We start from the raw sequence: 18,052 nt of genomic DNA, 5'->3' as shown, positions 1-18,052 counted from the left end.
GAAGTGAACAATATGTAACTTCGTATTTCCTACTGAGATTCATTCATGATTGCCCCGTCGCGATTCCTGGCCTGGCTGTTAATCCCCTTGGCAGCCTTATGCAGCACTAGACTGCTGGCCGACCCCGTGGACGGCGCCCCACAGGCGCTGCATGGGCTCGATTACATCGCAGCGGATTACCCGCAGACGGTGCAGGCAGGCAGGGTGGTCAAGGAGTCCAGTTATCGAGATCAGCTCGATTCGCTCCAGGCCGTGCAAGGCTTGATCAGTGCAATGCCGGCCAAACCGGAGCAAGCCGCTTTGCTGCAGGGCGTCAATTCGCTGCGCAACGCCATTACCGAGCGTCAGGATGGCACCGACGTGGCTCGTCAGTCCCGGCAGCTCGCGGCAAAGCTGGCAGTGGCCTATGAAATCAGCCAGGCACCGATCATTACCCCCGATCCGACCCGAGGTGCGCCGTTGTACGCCCAGCATTGCTCGGTGTGCCATGGTGATGCGGGAGCCGGCGATGGCCCGGCAGGCGTCGGCCTGACACCGCCACCGTCGAATCTGCGCGACAGCGTGCGCATGGATCACCTGAGCCTCTATGCGATCTATAGCACCCTGGGCCTGGGTATCGAGGGCACCGACATGCCAGCGTTCGCCGATCAACTGGATGATCGCCAGCGCTGGGACCTGGCCACCTACATTGCCAGCTTCAGCGCCGCCCCGGATGCTGGCGCTGTTGAAAAGACCTACAACATTGCCGACCTCGCCCGTCAGACGCCTGCCGAAGTGCAGGCTGGCGAAGGTCCGCAGGCCGCCGCGGCCTATCGTGCGCAGCGCGCTCAGCCGCCGCAGGTCAAACGTGGCCCGGCGCAACTGCTCGATTACACCGCAGCCACGCTGGACAAGAGCATCGCTGCCTACCGGGCCGGGGATCACGATCAGGCCTATGACTTGTCGGTGGCGGCGTACCTGGAAGGGTTTGAGCTGGTCGAGAGCTCCCTGGACAACGTCGACGCCAATGTACGCAAAGACACCGAAAAATCCCTGATGGCCTACCGCCAGTCCCTGCAGGATGGCTTGCCGGTGGCCCACGCCCAGCAGCGCCTGGATACTGCGAAAGGTAAATTGAAAGAGTCTGCCGGCCTGTTGGGCAGCGATGGCTTGAGCTGGTCCCTGAGCTACATTTCCGGGTTGTTGATTTTGCTGCGCGAAGGTCTGGAAGCGATTCTGGTGCTGGCGGCGATCCTCGCATTCCTGCGCAACACCGGCCAGCAATCTGCGGTACGCAGCGTTAACGTCGGTTGGGGCCTGGCGCTGCTGGCCGGCCTTGCCACCTGGGGTCTGGCCGCCTACGTTATCGACGTCAGCGGCTCGCAGCGCGAGTTGCTTGAAGGTGCCACCGCGTTGTTCGCCAGCGTGATGGTGCTGTGGCTCGGGGTGTGGATGCACGATCGTCGCCACGCCGCGGCCTGGCAGAATTACATCAAGAGCAGCCTGGTGGGCGGCGGCGGACGGTTCGGGTTTGCGACCCTGGCGTTTTTCTCGGTTTATCGTGAGTTGTTCGAAGTGATCCTGTTCTACGAGACCCTGTGGCTGCAGGCGGGTCCTGCCGGGCATAACGCAGTGCTCGCAGGCGGTGCCACTGCGCTGGTATTGCTGGTGGGGCTGGCCTGGGTGATCCTGCGCGGCTCGGCCAAGCTGCCGCTGTCGTTGTTCTTCAGCATCAACGCCGCGTTGTTGTGCGCGCTATCGGTGGTGTTTGCCGGTCATGGGGTCAAGGCATTGCAGGAGGCGGGGATTTTCGGCACGCGTCCGGTGCCATTCTTCGAATTCGACTGGCTGGGCATTCACGCGGATGCCTACTCGTTAAGTGCCCAGATGGTGGCGATTATCGCGATAATCGTGCTGTATGGGCGTAGCTGGTTGGCGCAGAAGCGTCGGGTTCAGGTTTCCTGACCCGAGTAAACCTGGAAAGATCGTAGCCTGCGGCAGCTCCTACAGGGAGTAGGCATGTCGATGCCGGCTGCGATCTGTTCGGTTTTTCAGAGGAAATGTGATGCGCGTTTGGATAGATGCCGACGCCTGCCCACGGGCGGCCAAGGACCTGGTAGTGAAGTTCGCTCTCAAGCGCCAGTTTGAAGTGGTGCTGGTGGCCGGCCAACCGCAAATCAAGCCGGGCCTGTCACTGGTGAAATTGATCGTGGTGCCCAGCGGCCCGGATGCAGCGGACGATTATCTGGTGGAACACGCAGTGCCGGGCGAGCTGGTGATTTGCAGTGACGTACCGCTGGCCGACCGATTGGTGAAGAACGGCGTCACCGTGCTGGATCCGCGAGGCAAGGAATTTGACGCGCAGAACATGGGCGACCGGCTGGCTGTACGTAACCTGTTCACCGACCTGCGTGAACAAGGCCAGATGAGCGGGGGGCCAGCGCCCTTTGGCGAACGTGAGAAGCAAGCGTTCGCCAATTCGCTGGACCGTATCCTGACTCGACTGTCCCGCAAGCCCTGAGCCCACCTCGAACCTGAGACGAAATCCTGTGAGCGGCCCCCTGTGGAAGCGAGCCTGCTCGCGATGACACCGGCACAGTCAACATCGCTTGCGGCGGCCACTCCGCTATCGCGAGCAGGGTCGCTTCCACACTGCCCAAGCCCACACTCATGCCTGCATCACGCGTCGTTTTCGTGAGTCAGTTCGAGCACGCGATCCACCAGTTTGTTAATCCCTGAGGCCGCTTCACTGATCGACTGCGCCAGCATGTACGCTGGCGTGCTCACCAGTTTGCGCGCCTTGTCTTCGACAATGTCGGTGACCGCGCACTCGGCATGGGTCGCCCCCATCTTGTTCATGGCCGCGGCGGTATCGGCATCGTTGCCGATGGTGCAGGTCACACCTGGGCCGTAGATCTTCGCCGCCAGGGCGGGCGAGATGCAGATCAGCCCGACTGGCTTGCCTGCTTCGGCAAAGGCTTCAGTCAGCGCCAGGACGTCAGGTTGCACGGTACAGCCGGCACCTTCGATGGCGAAGTTCGACAGGTTCTTCGCCGCACCAAACCCGCCAGGCACGATCAGCGCATCGAAGTCCTCTACGCTGGCCTCGCGGATGTCCTTGATGTTCCCACGGGCGATTCGCGCCGATTCAACCAGCACGTTACGCGACTCGGGCATTTCCTCGCCCGTGAGGTGGTTGATCACATGCAACTGCGAGATATTGGGGGCGAAACACTGCACCTGAGCGCCACGCTGGTCCAGCCGCAACAGGGTGATCACGCTCTCGTGGACCTCGGCACCGTCGTAGACGCCACAACCGGAAAGGATCACTGCGATTTTTTTGCTCATGGGCTTTTCTCCTTGTTCATGGCGTTAAATGTCCACTAATTCGCCACTCGTTGCCATAGGGATAATGTGCGGTAACAACCAGGGCGCGCCGCCCCAACATGGGGCTGGCCCGGAGCAGAAGGCTTTCTAAATGGATCGCAACGAAGCCAGGGTGTTCATTATTTGCGAGCGTCTGTCACGCGGCGTGGCGACGCGCGCAGGGGTGCGACGTGCGGGGGGCGCATCGGGCGAGCAGGAGCGGTCTCTACGGGGTGCAGGGACCGTTTTATTCGGTGGGCGTCTTGGGCGCTGCGGCCTTGGCCTGTTCAGCTTTCAATGCCTGCTCGTCGGCATAGACTTTTTTGGCCAGCTGGGCGTTCTTGAAGCGCCGGCGCAGCCACAGGCCCACGCCCAGGACCAGCAGGGCGCCCAGCACCCATAGCTCGTACTTCTTGACGCTGCCAAGCATGCCTTCCAGCACGGCACCAAAATGATACGCGGCCGCCGCCAGTGCCGAAGCCCAGATCGCCGCGCCAATCCCGTTCAGCAACAGATAACGTCCCGGTGGATAGCCCGACAGACCGATCGCCACGGGCATTACCGTGCGTAACCCGTAGACGAAGCGGAAGCTCAGGACCCAGATGTCCGGGTGCTTGCGGATGTGTTCCAGCGCCCGATCGCCCATCAACTGCCAGCGCGGCTTGCGCGCCAGCAATTTGCGCCCGTGCTTGCGGCCAAGGAAATACCACAGCTGATCGCCCGCATAACTGCCACAGAACGCGACTATGGTGACGATCTTGATGTCCATGTAACCGCGGAACGCAAGGAAGCCCGCGAGTACCAGAATGGTTTCGCCTTCGAAGAACGTGCCGAGAAAGAGGGCGAAATACCCGAATTCCTGAAGAAATTGCTGGAGCATTGTCTGGGTGCTGGCGAAATGAACGCGCAGCCTAACCCTTCGGGCACATTCATGAAAGTGTCCAAATGTGTCTCGACGTGAACATTTCCTGCAAGGACAATGGAATGCGACTACCTGTCACAGGTGTGCACATAACTGTAATACGACGGTCATAATGGCAGCTTATAACTGTCATGCTCGCCCGCCAGCGCGGGCTCAGGAGTCTGCCGTGAGCTTTACCCCCGCCAACCGCCTGTTCCCAGCCACCCGTCTGCGACGCAATCGTCGTGATGATTTCTCGCGCCGCCTGGTTCGTGAAAACGTCCTCAGCGTCGACGACCTGATCCTGCCGGTATTTGTACTGGACGGTGAGAATCGTCGCGAAGCGGTGGCGTCGATGCCGGGCGTCGAGCGCCTGACCATTGATCTGTTGCTTGAAGAGGCCGCCAAGTGGGTCGAGCTGGGTATTCCCGCGCTGGCGTTGTTCCCCGTGACGCCGGCGGAGCTCAAGTCGCTGGACGCGGCCGAAGCCTGGAACCCGAATGGCATTGCCCAGCGCGCCACCCGCGCATTACGTGCGCAGTTCCCCGAGCTGGGTGTGATCACCGACGTTGCCCTGGATCCGTTCACTACCCACGGCCAGGACGGTATTCTCGATGAAGAAGGCTATGTGCAGAACGACATTACCGTCGATGCACTGGTCCGCCAGGCCCTGTCCCATGCCGAAGCCGGCGCCCAGGTGGTGGCGCCGTCCGATATGATGGACGGGCGCATCCAGGCGATCCGCGAGGCGCTGGAGCTGGCCGGTCACGTTAACGTGCGGATCATGGCCTACTCGGCGAAATACGCTAGCGCCTATTACGGTCCCTTCCGCGATGCGGTGGGTTCGGCGCTGAACCTGGGCAAGGCCAACAAGGCCTCCTACCAGATGGACCCGGCCAACAGCAACGAGGCGCTGCACGAAGTGGCGGCGGACTTGTCAGAAGGCGCGGACATGGTCATGGTCAAGCCAGGCATGCCGTATCTGGACATCCTGTGGCGGGTCAAAGAAGAATTCAAAGTGCCGACGTTTGTTTATCAAGTCAGCGGCGAATATGCCATGCACATGGCGGCGATCCAGAATGGCTGGTTGAGCGAAGGGGTGATACTCGAATCCCTGACCGCTTTTAAACGCGCAGGCGCCGACGGCATCCTGACCTACTTTGCCGTCCGTGCCGCTCAATTGTTACGAGAGCAAAAATAGCCCTCCCAGGAACATTCCATGAATACCGAAGGACTCACTGAAGTTGCCGTAAAAGAGGCTCAACCCGTGGTGGAGCAAGTCGCCGAAACACCGCCGGAGCTGGAGCCAGCGCCACCCGCAGTGGTCGTCGAAGCCGCGGTGGCGGCGCCTGCGATTGCCATTCCCGGCCTGGATGACAGCAGCCTGTACATCCATCGCGAGCTTTCGCAGCTGCAGTTCAACATTCGCGTGCTGGAACAGGCACTGGATGAGTCCTACCCGTTGCTGGAGCGGCTGAAGTTCCTGCTGATCTTCTCCAGCAACCTGGACGAGTTCTTCGAGATTCGTGTGGCCGGCCTGAAGAAGCAGATCACCTTCGCCCGTGAGCAGGCGGGCGCCGATGGCTTGCAACCGCATCAGGCCCTGGCACGCATCAGCGAGTTGGTGCATGGTCATGTCGACCGCCAGTACGCCATTCTCAACGATATTCTGCTGCCGGAGCTGGAGAAACATCAGGTCCGCTTCATCCGTCGCCGTCACTGGACCACCAAGATCAAGACCTGGGTGCGCCGGTTCTTCCGCGACGAGATTGCGCCGATCATCACGCCGATCGGCCTTGACCCGACTCACCCGTTCCCGTTGCTGGTGAACAAGAGTCTGAACTTCATCGTCGAACTGGAAGGCATCGATGCGTTTGGCCGCGACTCTGGCCTGGCGATCATCCCTGCTCCGCGCCTGCTGCCGCGAGTGATCAAGGTGCCGGAGGAGGTGGGCGGCTCCGGTGACAACTATGTGTTCCTGTCGTCGATGATCCACGCGCACGCCGATGACCTGTTCCAGGGCATGAAGGTCAAGGGCTGCTATCAGTTCCGCCTGACCCGTAACGCCGACCTGGCGGTCGACACTGAAGACGTTGAAGACCTGGCCCGCGCGCTGCGTGGTGAGCTGTTCTCCCGTCGTTATGGCGATGCGGTGCGACTGGAAGTGGCTGACACTTGCCCCAAGCACCTCTCCGACTACCTGCTCAAGCAGTTCAATCTGCACGAGACCGAGCTGTATCAGGTCAACGGGCCGGTCAACCTGACCCGTTTGTTCAGCATCACCGGCCTCGACAGCCAGCGCGAGCTGCAATACCTGCCATTCACCCCGCAGATTCCGAAACTGCTGCAGAACAGCGAGAACATCTTCAGCGTGATCAGCAAGCAGGACATCCTGTTGCTGCACCCGTTCGAGTCGTTCACCCCGGTGGTCGACCTGTTGCGCCAGGCCGCGAAAGACCCGCATGTATTGGCCGTGCGCCAGACGCTGTACCGCTCCGGTGCCAACTCGGAAATCGTCGACGCGTTGGTGGATGCTGCCCGTAACGGCAAGGAAGTCACCGCGGTGATCGAATTGCGCGCGCGGTTCGATGAAGAGTCCAACCTGCAACTGGCCAGCCGCCTGCAAGCGGCCGGTGCAGTGGTGATCTACGGCGTGGTGGGGTTCAAGACCCACGCCAAGATGATGCTGATCCTGCGTCGCGAGGCCGGGGAGATCGTGCGGTACGCTCACTTGGGCACCGGCAACTACCACGCAGCCAACGCCCGTCTGTACACCGACTACAGCTTGCTGACCTCCGACGATGCGTTGTGCGAGGACGTGGGCAAGCTGTTCAGCCAGTTGATCGGCATGGGCAAGACCCTGCGCATGAAGAAACTGCTGCATGCGCCGTTCACCCTGAAAAAGGGCATGCTCGACATGATTGCCCGGGAAACGCAGTTCGCCCTGGAAGGCAAGCCGGCACACATCATTGCCAAGTTCAACTCGCTGACTGATCCGAAGATCATTCGCGCGCTGTACAAGGCCAGTCAGTCCGGGGTGCGCATCGACCTGGTCGTGCGCGGCATGTGCTGCCTGCGGCCGGGCATCGCCGGGGTTTCGCACAACATCCATGTGCGCTCGATCATCGGGCGCTTCCTGGAGCATACGCGGGTGTTCTACTTCCTCAATGGCGGGGAAGAGCAGATGTTCCTCTCCAGCGCCGACTGGATGGAGCGCAACCTCGACAAGCGGGTCGAGACTTGCTTCCCGGTAGAAGGCAAGAAGCTGATTATGCGGGTCAAGAAAGAGCTGGAGCTGTACCTGACCGACAACACCCACAGCTGGAGCTTGCAGTCGGACGGCCGTTACATCCGCAACACGCCTACCGGCAACCAGAACCCGCGCAGTGCGCAGGCGACGTTGCTGGAGCGGTTGGGCAGCCCGATCCTGGCAGTGCGTTAAGCCTCAAGGGGCATAAAAAATGGCGATCCCTGCGGATCGCCATTTTTTTTGCTGCCGTCACTGCCGTCACAATCACCGCAACTGCAATCACCACACTCGCTGCAATCAATGTAGGAGCGAGCTTGCTCGCGAAAAACCTGAGAGCGCTGCGGGGTGTCAGGCTGCCAGCTTTATCGTTCACGTGCATCGCGAGCAAGCTCGCTCCTACAGGGGCACTACCGGACGTTGAGGGTGAAGCCCACCCGGGTAAGCCACTCCGCTTCCAGGGCAAAATCCGCCTGGGTCAGCTGGTTTTCATCCAGCCAGTTGGCCGGGAACAACACATCCAGGCTGTCGCCATTGGCCCGCAGGACCACCTGGGGCATTTCCTGGGTGCCACGGATGTGGTGGAACAGGATCGCGAAGCGCAGCAGCACGCACAGGCGGATCAGCTTGCTGCCGTCACTGCCGAACTCGGCAAACTTGTCCCGGGGAATGTTACGGCGATGGCCGCGCACCAGCAGTGCGAGCATCTGCTGGTCTTCGCGGGAGAATCCGGCGAGGTCCGAGTGCTCGATCAGGTAGGCGCCATGCTTGTGGTAATGATAGTGAGCGATGTCCAGGCCCACTTCGTGGACCTTGGCCGCCCAGCCCAGCAGTTCGCGCCAGACACCGTCATCCAGGTCCCAATCTTCGGCTACCTGGTCGAAGGCGTGCAGCGCCTTGCGTTCTACCCGCGCCGCTTGTTCCAGGTCGACGTGATAACGCTCCATCAGCGAGCTCAGGGTGCGCTCACGGACGTCTTCGTGATGATGACGGCCCAGCAGGTCGTAGAGCACCCCTTCACGCAGTGCGCCTTCACAGTGGTCCATGCGTTGCAGTTCAAGGGCGTCGAAGATGGCTTCGAGGATCGCCAGGCCGGCCGGGAAGATTGCGCGACGGTCGGGCTTGATGCCTTCGAAATCGATTTTGTCGGCGTCCCCCAGCTTGAACAGCTTGCGCTTGAGCCAGGCCAGGCCCTCGGCGTTGACTTCGCCGCTGCCATGCCCGCCGGCCTTCAGTGCCAGGCCTATCGCGCGGATGGTGCCCGAGGAGCCAATGGCTTCGTCCCAGGTCAGGCGGTGCAGAGCATGTTCAATGCTCATGATCTCGAGCCGCGCCGCCGTGTAAGCCTGGGCGTAGCGAGCCGGTGTGACCTTGCCGTCCTTGAAATAGCGCTGGGTGAAGCTCACGCAGCCCATTTGCAGGCTTTCGCGCAGCAGTGGCTCGAAGCGCTGGCCGATGATGAACTCGGTACTGCCGCCGCCGATGTCGGCCACCAGGCGCTTGCCCGGGGTGTCGGCGAGGGTGTGGGACACGCCAAGGTAGATCAGGCGCGCTTCTTCCCGGCCGGAGATGACTTCCACCGGGTGACCGAGGATTTCCTCGGCGCGACGGATGAATTCATTGCGATTACGCGCTTCGCGCAGGGCGTTGGTGCCCACGATCCGCACGGCGCCCTGGGGCATACCGTTGATCAGTTGGGCAAAGCGTTTCAGGCAGTCGAGCCCGCGCTGCATGGATTCTTCGTTGAGCTGGCGCTCTTCGTCGATACCTGCTGCCAGCTGAACCTTCTCCCCGAGACGCTCGAGAATACGGATTTCGCCGTTCTGGGCCTTGGCCACGACCATGTGAAAGCTGTTGGAGCCCAGGTCGATTGCGGCGATCAGGGACAGATTCTTGGCTTGGGATTGCGGCATGGTCTGGAGGTCTCGGTCGATAACCTCGACATCGTGCCACGATCAAAGGCTGACGCCAACGCGCAGTGTTCAAACCCTTGATCCTGCGCAACCCTGTAGATGACCGCTGCGCAGGCAATCGCGGCAAGCCCGCTCCCACAGGTTTTGGCGTCGAACACACAATCCTGTTTCAACACATGATCCTGTGGGAGCGGGCTTGCCCGCGATAAGGCCATCACAGGCCCTGCAGAACTTTCAGACTGTCGCCTCCACGGTCCCAATAAAGTTCGCCAGCTCTGCCGTCTGCGGGTTGGCAAACAAGATCTTCGGGTCTCCCACCTCATGCACCTTGCCCAGGTGCATGAACACCAACTTATCCCCAACCTCCCGGGCAAAGCGCATTTCGTGGGTGACCATGATCAGCGTCATACCGTCTTTGGCCAGTTGCCGAACCACACTCAGCACCTCATTGACCAATTCCGGGTCCAGCGCCGAGGTGATTTCGTCGCACAGCAACACCTTCGGCGACATCGCCAATGCCCGGGCGATTGCCACGCGTTGCTGCTGCCCGCCGGACAACCGATCCGGGAATGCATCAAACTTTTCCCCGAGCCCGACCCGCTCCAGCATTTCGCGCGCCAGTTCCCGGGCTTTGGCCTTCGGTACCTTCTGCACAACTTGCGGGGCGAGCATCACGTTTTCGCCAACGGTCAGGTGGGGGAACAGGTTGAACTGCTGAAACACCATCCCGACCTTCTGTCGCAGAGTGCGCAGGTCGGCACGGGCGGCGTCGAGGTATTCGCCGTCGACTTCAATCACGCCATCATTGATCGACTCCAGGCCATTGAGCGTGCGCAGCAAGGTCGATTTGCCCGAGCCACTGCGGCCGATGATGGCCACCACCTGGCCTTCCTCGACACTGAGGTCGATGCCTTTGAGCACGTGGTGATCGCCGTAATATTTATGCAGGGCGGAAATTCTAAGCAGAGGCATGCAGTCTCCTTTCCAGGTAGCGCGCACTGAGGGACAAGGGGTAGCAAAGCAGGAAGTAACCAAGGGCGACGAGGCCATAGACCATGAACGGTTCGAAGGTCGCGTTGGCGAGCATGCCGCCGGTTTTGGTCAGCTCGGTGAAGCCGATGATCGAGGTGACCGCCGTGCCTTTGACCACTTGCACCGAAAAGCCTACGGTTGGCGCCACGGCGATGCGCAGCGCTTGCGGCAGGATCACGTAGCGCAATTGCTCCAGCGGGTTGAGCGCCAGGCTCGATGAGGCTTCCCATTGGCCGTTGGGGATCGACTCGACGCAGCCGCGCCAGATCTCCGCCAGGTAGGCGCTGGTAAACAGGGTCAGTGCTACGGCCGCGGCCATCCACGCTGAGATTTCCACACCCGCCAGCGCCACACCGAAAAATACCAGGAACAACTGCATCAGCAGCGGCGTGCCCTGGAACAGTTCGATGTAGGTGCGCGCGATATTGCGCGGCAAGGCTTTCTTCGAGATGCGCATGACCATGACCAGCAGGCCGATCAGCCCGCCGCCAATGAACGCCACGAGCGACAGCGCCAGCGTCCATTGCAGGCCCGTGAGCAGGTTGCGCACGATGTCCCAGAAGGTGAAATCGCTCATTGGCTGCTCCTTGCGATGTAACGACGGCCGATCCAGTTCAGCAGCTGGCGAATCAGCAACGCCATGCACAGGTAGATCAGCGTGGTCAGGGCATAGGTTTCAAAGGCGCGGAAGTTGCGCGACTGAATGAAGTTGGCGGCGAAACTCAGCTCTTCGGTGGCGATCTGCGAGCAGACCGCCGAGCCGAGCATGACGATGATGATTTGGCTGCTCAGGGCTGGCCAGACCTTGCCCAGCGCCGGCAGCAGGATGACGTGGCGAAACGCTTCGAAGCGAGTCATCGCCAGCGCTGCGGCGGCTTCCAGCTGGCCTCGGGGGATCGCCTGAATGCCGGCACGGATGATTTCCGTGGAATAGGCGCCCAGGTTGATCACCATCGCCAGTACGGCGGCCTGCCATTCGGAAATCTGCACACCCAGTGACGGCAGGCCGAAGAAGATGAAAAACAACTGCACCAGGAAGGGTGTGTTGCGGATCAACTCGACGTAAACCCCGAAAATCACCGAGAACGGGCGAATGTTCCACGCCCGTACCAGCGCGCCGACGATGCCGAGCGCCACCCCGAATACCGCGCCAATGGCGGTCAGTTCAAGGGTGAACAACGCACCGCGCAGTAGCAGGTCGGTATTTTGCACCACCGGTAGAAAGTCGAACTGATAAGCCATGTCAAATCTCCCGAGCGACGATCAGAGATCGGCCGGCAGTGGCTCTTTCAGCCAGGTCTGGGAGTTTTTCTCCAGTGCGCCGTCTGTTTTAGCAGTAGCGAGGATCTGGTTGACCTTGCCCAGTAGCGCCGGCTCGTTCTTGTTCACCCCGACGTAGACCGGCGAATCCTTGAGCTTCACTTTCAAAGCCGGCACGCGCTTGGGGTTCTTCTCGCTGATCGCCACCATCACCACGTTGCCGCTGGCGATCAGATCGACCTGGCCGGCGAGGTAGGCGGCGATGGTCGAATTGTTATCTTCAAAGCGCTTGATGGTCACGCCTTGCGGGGCCACCTTGGTCAGCTCGATGTCTTCGATGGCGCCACGGGTGACGCTGATGGTCTTGCCCTTGAGGTCATCCAGCGTCTCGATCGTGGCCTCTGGCGGGCCGAACACCGCGAGGTAAAAGGGCGCGTAGGCGCTGGAGAAGTCGATGACCTTCTCGCGTTCGGCGTTCTTGCCAAGGCTGGAAATCACCAGGTCGACCTTGCCGGTGGTCAGGAACGGAATGCGGTTGGTGCTGTTGACCGGGGTCAGTTCGAGTTTGACCTTGAGCTGGTCCGCCAGCAGCTTGGCAGTGTCGATGTCCAGGCCGCGAGGCTTCATGTCCGGACCCACCGAGCCGAAGGGCGGGAAGTCCTGTGGCACGGCAACTTTGAGGACGCCGCGCTTGACCACGTCCTCCAGGCCATCGGCGTGGGCGGGCGCCTGGCTCAGCATCAGGCTGGCAAACAGGGCTGCGAGGAGGGCGCTGTAACGCTGGGTCATGGCAAATCTCCGAATCGGCGAGAAGTGATTTCTGCGGATCGACAGAGCACGGGCCATGCCAAGTATCGGTTTCGGGTGGCACAGCCCCCGGGTTTACTGGGTTTGCTCGGTCTTACTGGTCTGAACAGTTGAGCCCTGATTCGCACCCTGATAGCGCATCGTCATAACTCTGCGAACCCCCATGGGGCACGACTTGCCGGACGCTGCGAATAGCTTTAAAACTGTCCGCTCATTCATCCGGTTCGTCTGAAAAACCATGAATTCCATCTCCCGAGCCGTTCCTGAAGTGGCGCTGCAAGCCATCCGTAAACTGATCACCGAGCAGGGGTTCGGGCCGGGGGATGCCTTGCCCTCGCAACGGGACCTGGCGGTGCAATTGGGCGTGAGCCGGGCGTCGTTACGCGAAGCGCTGTCGTCGTTAAGTGCCCTGGGGCTGATCAGCATCCAGCCGGGCAAAGGGGTGTTTGTGCAGGCGCCCGTGGACCTGGCGCGGTCCGACGCGGCGTTGAGCTGGCCCTTCGCGGCACAGGCGTCGCCCCTGGACATCTTCCAGTTGCGCTATGCCCTGGAGGGGTTTGCTGCGGGCTTGGCAGCGGTGACGTTAAGTACTGTCCAGCTCGATGCGCTGGAAGACAACGTGGCCGCGATGCGCAACGAGTTGAAGGTGGGCGACTTTGAAGCGGCGGCGCGCCTGGATTTCGAGTTTCACCGGCGCATCCTGCTGGCCAGCGGCAATCAGGCGATGCTGAGTATCCTGACCGCCAGTGCCGACATCTTCCTGGAGAGCCAGAAGCTACCGTTCATCCGGGCCGAGCGCGCCATGGAAACCTGGCAGGAGCACCGCAAGATTCTCCGCGCACTGGCACGCCGGGCGTCCGGCGCCGCACAGAAGGCGATGCAGGAACACGTGCGCAATGCCGCGCTGCGCACCGGAATTGCCTTCATCGCCCCCGCCGCCTGATGAATTGAGCTATACCCAAACTCATGCGGCACCATAGCAAGAGTCAATCATCTGCAGCTTCCTGAACGAGGGAAGGGCGGCTATGATGGGCCACGTTTTTTTGCTTACAACCTGGAGACTTCCATGAGCAGCGATCTTATCAAACACGTTAGCGACGCTAGCTTCGAGGCCGATGTACTGAAGGCCGAAGGCGCTGTGCTGGTCGACTACTGGGCTGAATGGTGCGGCCCTTGCAAAATGATCGCTCCTGTCCTGGACGAGATTGCAGAAACCTACAAAGGCAAGCTGACCGTTGCCAAGCTGAACATCGACGAAAACCAGGAAACCCCGGCCAAGCACGGCGTGCGCGGTATCCCGACGCTGATGCTGTTCAAGAACGGTAACGTTGAAGCGACCAAGGTCGGCGCACTGTCGAAGTCGCAATTGGCCGCTTTCCTGGACGCCAACATCTAAGCGTCGTAATAAAGTGTCTGAAAAAAGGCCCCGCTATTTGCGGGGCTTTTTCGTTATCGAGGGCTAGACGCTCCGAAACTCAGGTGGTACATTCGGCCCCGCACTGGTTTCTCCTTTGCCCCCTGCTAGCCGTCGCCGACGCACTCCTTTTCGAATAAGTACGCGATCCTGTCGCCTTCTCTGCGGCGCGGCCTCATTAAGCCAAAAGCTTAATTTCCCCCCCTCCATAAATGATTACGTCATTCCTATATGAATCTGACTGAACTCAAGCAAAAGCCGATTACCGAACTGCTCGAATTGGCCGAACAGATGGGCATAGAAAATATGGCCCGTTCGCGCAAGCAGGACGTGATTTTCTCCCTGCTCAAAAAGCACGCGAAAAGCGGCGAGGAAATCTCCGGTGATGGCGTGCTGGAGATTCTCCAGGACGGCTTCGGCTTCCTTCGCTCCGCTGACGCTTCCTATCTCGCTGGCCCAGACGATATCTACGTCTCGCCAAGCCAGATTCGTCGCTTCAACTTGCGCACCGGTGACACCATCGTTGGCAAGATCCGCCCTCCCAAGGAAGGCGAGCGTTATTTCGCGCTGCTCAAGGTCGACACGATCAACTACGATCGTCCCGAGAATGCGAAAAACAAGATTCTCTTCGAGAACCTGACCCCGTTGTTCCCGACTGTGCGCATGAAGATGGAAGCCGGCAACGGTTCCACCGAAGACCTCACCGGTCGGGTCATCGACCTGTGCGCCCCGATCGGCAAAGGCCAGCGTGGTTTGATCGTGGCACCGCCGAAAGCCGGTAAGACCATCATGCTGCAGAACATCGCAGCCAACATCGCGCGTAACAATCCTGAAGTTCATCTGATCGTGCTGCTGATCGACGAGCGTCCGGAAGAAGTAACCGAAATGCAGCGCACCGTGCGTGGCGAAGTGGTTGCCTCGACGTTCGATGAGCCGCCAACCCGCCACGTGCAGGTTGCCGAGATGGTGATCGAGAAGGCCAAGCGCCTGGTCGAACACAAGAAAGACGTGGTGATCCTGCTCGACTCCATCACGCGTCTGGCTCGTGCCTACAACACCGTGATCCCGAGCTCCGGCAAGGTACTCACCGGTGGTGTCGATGCCCACGCCCTGGAGAAACCGAAACGTTTCTTCGGTGCCGCGCGGAACATCGAGGAAGGCGGTTCGCTGACCATCATCGCCACCGCGCTGGTTGAAACCGGCTCGAAGATGGACGAAGTGATCTACGAGGAATTCAAAGGCACGGGCAACATGGAACTGCCGCTGGATCGTCGTATCGCTGAAAAGCGTGTCTTCCCGGCTATCAACATCAACCGTTCCGGCACTCGCCGCGAAGAGTTGCTGACGGCCGATGACGAGTTGCAGCGCATGTGGATCCTGCGCAAGCTGCTGCACCCGATGGACGAGATCGCTGCCATCGAGTTCCTGGTCGACAAGCTGAAAACGACCAAGACCAACGATGAGTTCTTCCTGTCGATGAAACGCAAGTAAGTCGATAGATCAGCAAAAGCCGGGGAAACCCGGCTTTTTGCTATCTGATTTTTGATCAATGGCAGTTCGTGGTTCTGAACAGCGGGGTTCGGCGCTAAACTGCCTCCCCCGAACGCCACGGCCAAAACGAGGCTCACGCATGCAGTATCGCGACTTGCGCGACTTTATCAGCGGTCTGGAAAAGCGCGGCGAGCTCAAGCGCATCCAGGTTCCGGTGTCCCCTGTGCTGGAAATGACCGAGGTGTGCGATCGCACCTTGCGCGCCAAGGGCCCCGCGCTGCTTTTCGAAAACCCGACGGGTTATGACATCCCGGTGCTCGGCAACCTGTTTGGTACGCCTGAGCGCGTGGCGCTGGGCATGGGGGCGGAAGCCGTCAGCGAGTTGCGCGAGATCGGCAAGCTGCTGGCCTTCCTCAAGGAGCCCGAGCCGCCCAAGGGCCTGAAAGACGCCTGGTCCAAGCTGCCGATTTTCCGCAAGATCATCGCCATGGCGCCAAAAGTCGTCAAGGATGCGGTCTGCCAGGAAGTGGTCATTGAAGGCGACGACGTCGACCTCGCGATGCTGCCAGTGCAGACCTGCTGGCCAGGCGACGTCGGCCCGCTGATTACCTGGGGCCTGACCGTCACCAAAGGTCCGAACAAGGACCGCCAGAACCTCGGTATTTACCGTCAGCAAGTGATCGGCCGCAACAAGGTGATCATGCGGTGGCTCAGTCACCGGGGTGGTGCGCTGGATTACCGCGAGTGGTGTGAGAAGCATCCTGGGCAGCCGTTCCCGGTTTCCGTAGCGCTTGGCGCTGATCCGGCGACCATTCTCGGCGCCGTGACACCGGTGCCGGACAGCCTGTCTGAATACGCCTTCGCCGGTTTGCTGCGCGGCAACCGCACCGAGCTGGTGAAGTGCCGTGGCAATGACCTGCAAGTGCCGGCCACCGCCGAGATCATCCTTGAAGGTGTGATCCATCCGGGTGAGATGGCGGATGAAGGTCCGTACGGCGACCACACCGGCTACTACAACGAAGTCGACAGCTTCCCGGTGTTCACGGTGGAGCGCATCACTCACCGCATCAAGCCGATCTACCACAGCACCTACACCGGCCGTCCGCCGGATGAACCGGCGATTCTCGGCGTGGCCCTGAACGAAGTGTTCGTACCGATTCTGCAAAAGCAGTTCCCGGAGATCACCGACTTCTACCTGCCGCCCGAAGGCTGCTCGTACCGCATGGCTATCGTAACCATGAAGAAGTCATATCCCGGCCATGCCAAGCGGGTAATGTTGGGTGTCTGGTCGTTTTTGCGACAGTTCATGTACACCAAGTTCGTTATCGTCACTGATGACGATATCAACGCGCGAGACTGGAACGACGTGATCTGGGCCATCACCACGCGCATGGACCCCAAGCGCGATACGGTGATGATCGACAACACGCCGATCGACTACCTGGACTTCGCTTCGCCGGTATCCGGCCTGGGTTCGAAGATGGGGCTCGATGCCACGCATAAATGGCCGGGTGAAACCACTCGCGAGTGGGGCCGGGTCATCGTCAAGGACGAAGCCGTGACCAAACGGGTCGATGCCATCTGGAATCAGTTAGGAATAGATTGATGCGTGTAACTTTGCAGCCTTCCGGAGCGGTGCTACAGATTCTGCCCGGCGAGCGGATTCTCGATGGGGCGCGGCGCCTGGGCTACGACTGCCCGCAAAGCTGTCGCAACGGCAACTGTCATGTGTGCGCCGCGCTGCTGGTGGAAGGCCGCGTCGAGCAGAGCGGCGATGTGCGCGATCACGGTGAGTTCTACACTTGCATTGCGCAGCCGCTGGAAGACTGTGTCGTGCTGTGGGATGGCGTGCTCTCGCTGGGAGAATTACCTGTGCGTAGCTTGGCGTGTCAGGTCATCGAGTGCCGGGACGTGGGTGGCGACACCTGGCGCGTCAGCTTGCGAGCGCCTGCCGGCAAGCCGCCGCGCTATCACGCCGGACAGTATCTGATGATCGAGCGGGAGAATGGCGAGAAGTCGGCCTTTTCCCTGGCCTCGGCGCCCCATTCGGGCCGGGACCTGCAAATACACGTGCTGGCGCGCGAAAGCAGTGCGCTGAGCCTGGTAGATCAGCTGCAACGCAAGGCGATGGTGCGCATCGAGATGCCATTTGGCGACACCCACCTGGCGGAGTTGCCCGACGGCCCGCTGGTGCTGATCGCTGCGGGAACCGGCATGGGCCAGATTCATAGCCTGATCGAGCACTGTCGAGCCGCAGGTTTCAAGCATCCGGTCCACCTGTATTGGGGCGTGCGTCGGCCTGAAGATTTCTATGAAATCGAGCACTGGGACGAATGGCTGAAGCTGCCCAACCTGTTCCTGCATAAAGTCGTGAGCGATCAATGCGGCTGGGAAGGGCGTTGCGGTATGCTGCACGAGGCGGTCTGCGAGGACTTCGCCGACCTGAAGCCGTTGCATGTCTACGCAAGTGGCTCGCCAGCGATGGTGTACGGCACGCTGGACGCGCTGGTAGAAGCCGGGATGGACGCGCATCAGATGCGTGCGGATGTATTTGCGTATGCGCCTCGATCTTGATCCGCGATCTTGATCCGCGATCTTGGCCTGCGATTCTGACCTTGCCCTTGTAGGAGCTGCCGCAGGCT

Annotated in this window: 16 protein-coding genes; 9 read left to right on the top strand and 7 right to left on the bottom strand. The window is 60.6% G+C overall.

What is annotated here, in order from left to right:
• The first annotated feature begins 45 nt into the window (after positions 1–45).
• The gene (locus HYI44_RS04645; RefSeq protein ID WP_225568875.1) at positions 46–1,944 is read left to right on the top strand and encodes an FTR1 family protein; all 1,899 of its coding nucleotides are present in this window, start codon (positions 46–48) and stop codon (positions 1,942–1,944) included.
• Between the two features lie 100 nt (positions 1,945–2,044).
• On the top strand, positions 2,045–2,500 hold the full coding sequence (locus HYI44_RS04640; RefSeq protein WP_045059668.1) for a YaiI/YqxD family protein: 456 nt from the start codon (positions 2,045–2,047) through the stop codon (positions 2,498–2,500).
• A gap of 158 nt (positions 2,501–2,658) precedes the next feature.
• Here the strand turns inward: HYI44_RS04640 and elbB are convergent, their stop codons facing one another.
• Positions 2,659–3,327 (bottom strand): isoprenoid biosynthesis glyoxalase ElbB, encoded by a 669-nt coding sequence (gene elbB, locus HYI44_RS04635; protein WP_225568874.1) that lies wholly within the window; start codon positions 3,325–3,327, stop codon positions 2,659–2,661.
• Positions 3,328–3,592: 265 nt separating this feature from the next.
• Positions 3,593–4,225: a DedA family protein gene (locus tag HYI44_RS04630; protein ID WP_122841040.1), complete on the bottom strand. Its 633-nt coding sequence runs from the start codon at positions 4,223–4,225 to the stop codon at positions 3,593–3,595.
• 208 nt (positions 4,226–4,433) lie between these two features.
• Here HYI44_RS04630 and hemB point away from each other — a divergent pair, with 208 nt between their 5' ends.
• A complete protein-coding gene (hemB, locus tag HYI44_RS04625; RefSeq protein WP_122841041.1) occupies positions 4,434–5,447 on the top strand; it encodes a porphobilinogen synthase in 1,014 nt (337 codons plus the stop codon).
• Between the two features lie 18 nt (positions 5,448–5,465).
• Entirely contained in the window at positions 5,466–7,688 is a 2,223-nt protein-coding gene (gene ppk1 / locus HYI44_RS04620) for a polyphosphate kinase 1 (RefSeq protein WP_122841042.1), read from the top strand.
• A 215-nt stretch (positions 7,689–7,903) separates the two neighbouring features.
• Here ppk1 and ppx read toward each other — a convergent pair whose 3' ends face one another.
• The 5 genes from ppx to HYI44_RS04595 form a co-directional block, all read right to left on the bottom strand.
• A complete protein-coding gene (ppx, locus tag HYI44_RS04615) occupies positions 7,904–9,406 on the bottom strand; it encodes an exopolyphosphatase (RefSeq protein ID WP_122841045.1) in 1,503 nt (500 codons plus the stop codon).
• Between the two features lie 234 nt (positions 9,407–9,640).
• Positions 9,641–10,378, bottom strand: a complete 738-nt coding sequence (locus tag HYI44_RS04610; protein WP_045059662.1) for an amino acid ABC transporter ATP-binding protein — start codon at positions 10,376–10,378, stop codon at positions 9,641–9,643.
• Positions 10,365–11,015 (bottom strand): amino acid ABC transporter permease, encoded by a 651-nt coding sequence (locus HYI44_RS04605; RefSeq protein WP_225568873.1) that lies wholly within the window; start codon positions 11,013–11,015, stop codon positions 10,365–10,367. The genes HYI44_RS04610 and HYI44_RS04605 overlap by 14 nt, the downstream gene beginning before the upstream one ends.
• Complete coding sequence (locus HYI44_RS04600) at positions 11,012–11,680, bottom strand: amino acid ABC transporter permease (protein WP_045059660.1); 669 nt, start codon at positions 11,678–11,680, stop codon at positions 11,012–11,014. The genes HYI44_RS04605 and HYI44_RS04600 overlap by 4 nt, the downstream gene beginning before the upstream one ends.
• Before the next feature lie 21 nt (positions 11,681–11,701).
• Positions 11,702–12,487: a transporter substrate-binding domain-containing protein gene (locus HYI44_RS04595; protein WP_122841047.1), complete on the bottom strand. Its 786-nt coding sequence runs from the start codon at positions 12,485–12,487 to the stop codon at positions 11,702–11,704.
• A gap of 256 nt (positions 12,488–12,743) precedes the next feature.
• Here HYI44_RS04595 and HYI44_RS04590 point away from each other — a divergent pair, with 256 nt between their 5' ends.
• From HYI44_RS04590 to HYI44_RS04570, 5 genes are all read left to right on the top strand, one after another.
• The gene (locus tag HYI44_RS04590) at positions 12,744–13,448 is read left to right on the top strand and encodes a FadR/GntR family transcriptional regulator (protein ID WP_045059658.1); all 705 of its coding nucleotides are present in this window, start codon (positions 12,744–12,746) and stop codon (positions 13,446–13,448) included.
• A gap of 123 nt (positions 13,449–13,571) precedes the next feature.
• On the top strand, positions 13,572–13,901 hold the full coding sequence (trxA, locus tag HYI44_RS04585; protein ID WP_003206727.1) for a thioredoxin TrxA: 330 nt from the start codon (positions 13,572–13,574) through the stop codon (positions 13,899–13,901).
• Positions 13,902–14,150: 249 nt separating this feature from the next.
• The gene (gene rho, locus HYI44_RS04580; RefSeq protein ID WP_007942421.1) at positions 14,151–15,410 is read left to right on the top strand and encodes a transcription termination factor Rho; all 1,260 of its coding nucleotides are present in this window, start codon (positions 14,151–14,153) and stop codon (positions 15,408–15,410) included.
• 139 nt (positions 15,411–15,549) lie between these two features.
• Complete coding sequence (ubiD, locus tag HYI44_RS04575; protein WP_045059657.1) at positions 15,550–17,016, top strand: 4-hydroxy-3-polyprenylbenzoate decarboxylase; 1,467 nt, start codon at positions 15,550–15,552, stop codon at positions 17,014–17,016.
• Complete coding sequence (locus tag HYI44_RS04570; RefSeq protein ID WP_122841048.1) at positions 17,016–17,984, top strand: CDP-6-deoxy-delta-3,4-glucoseen reductase; 969 nt, start codon at positions 17,016–17,018, stop codon at positions 17,982–17,984. Before ubiD ends, HYI44_RS04570 begins: the two co-directional genes overlap by 1 nt.
• Positions 17,985–18,052 lie beyond the last annotated feature (68 nt).

Origin of the sequence: Pseudomonas sp. Y24-6, from assembly GCF_020295325.1 — a bacterium.
Lineage (GTDB): Bacteria > Pseudomonadota > Gammaproteobacteria > Pseudomonadales > Pseudomonadaceae > Aquipseudomonas > Aquipseudomonas gregormendelii.
This window is presented reverse-complemented; position numbering and strand designations above follow the sequence as displayed.

Coding starts and splice junctions, on each gene's coding strand:
- ppk1 (WP_122841042.1), top strand. CDS start 5,466: ATGAATACCGAAGGACTCACTGAAGTTGCCGTAAAAGAGGCTCAACCC.
- ppx (WP_122841045.1), bottom strand. CDS start 9,406: ATGCCGCAATCCCAAGCCAAGAATCTGTCCCTGATCGCCGCAATCGAC.
- ubiD (WP_045059657.1), top strand. CDS start 15,550: ATGCAGTATCGCGACTTGCGCGACTTTATCAGCGGTCTGGAAAAGCGC.
- HYI44_RS04610 (WP_045059662.1), bottom strand. CDS start 10,378: ATGCCTCTGCTTAGAATTTCCGCCCTGCATAAATATTACGGCGATCAC.
- HYI44_RS04570 (WP_122841048.1), top strand. CDS start 17,016: ATGCGTGTAACTTTGCAGCCTTCCGGAGCGGTGCTACAGATTCTGCCC.
- HYI44_RS04590 (WP_045059658.1), top strand. CDS start 12,744: ATGAATTCCATCTCCCGAGCCGTTCCTGAAGTGGCGCTGCAAGCCATC.
- HYI44_RS04630 (WP_122841040.1), bottom strand. CDS start 4,225: ATGCTCCAGCAATTTCTTCAGGAATTCGGGTATTTCGCCCTCTTTCTC.
- HYI44_RS04645 (WP_225568875.1), top strand. CDS start 46: ATGATTGCCCCGTCGCGATTCCTGGCCTGGCTGTTAATCCCCTTGGCA.
- HYI44_RS04605 (WP_225568873.1), bottom strand. CDS start 11,015: ATGAGCGATTTCACCTTCTGGGACATCGTGCGCAACCTGCTCACGGGC.
- trxA (WP_003206727.1), top strand. CDS start 13,572: ATGAGCAGCGATCTTATCAAACACGTTAGCGACGCTAGCTTCGAGGCC.
- elbB (WP_225568874.1), bottom strand. CDS start 3,327: ATGAGCAAAAAAATCGCAGTGATCCTTTCCGGTTGTGGCGTCTACGAC.
- HYI44_RS04600 (WP_045059660.1), bottom strand. CDS start 11,680: ATGGCTTATCAGTTCGACTTTCTACCGGTGGTGCAAAATACCGACCTG.
- HYI44_RS04595 (WP_122841047.1), bottom strand. CDS start 12,487: ATGACCCAGCGTTACAGCGCCCTCCTCGCAGCCCTGTTTGCCAGCCTG.
- HYI44_RS04640 (WP_045059668.1), top strand. CDS start 2,045: ATGCGCGTTTGGATAGATGCCGACGCCTGCCCACGGGCGGCCAAGGAC.
- rho (WP_007942421.1), top strand. CDS start 14,151: ATGAATCTGACTGAACTCAAGCAAAAGCCGATTACCGAACTGCTCGAA.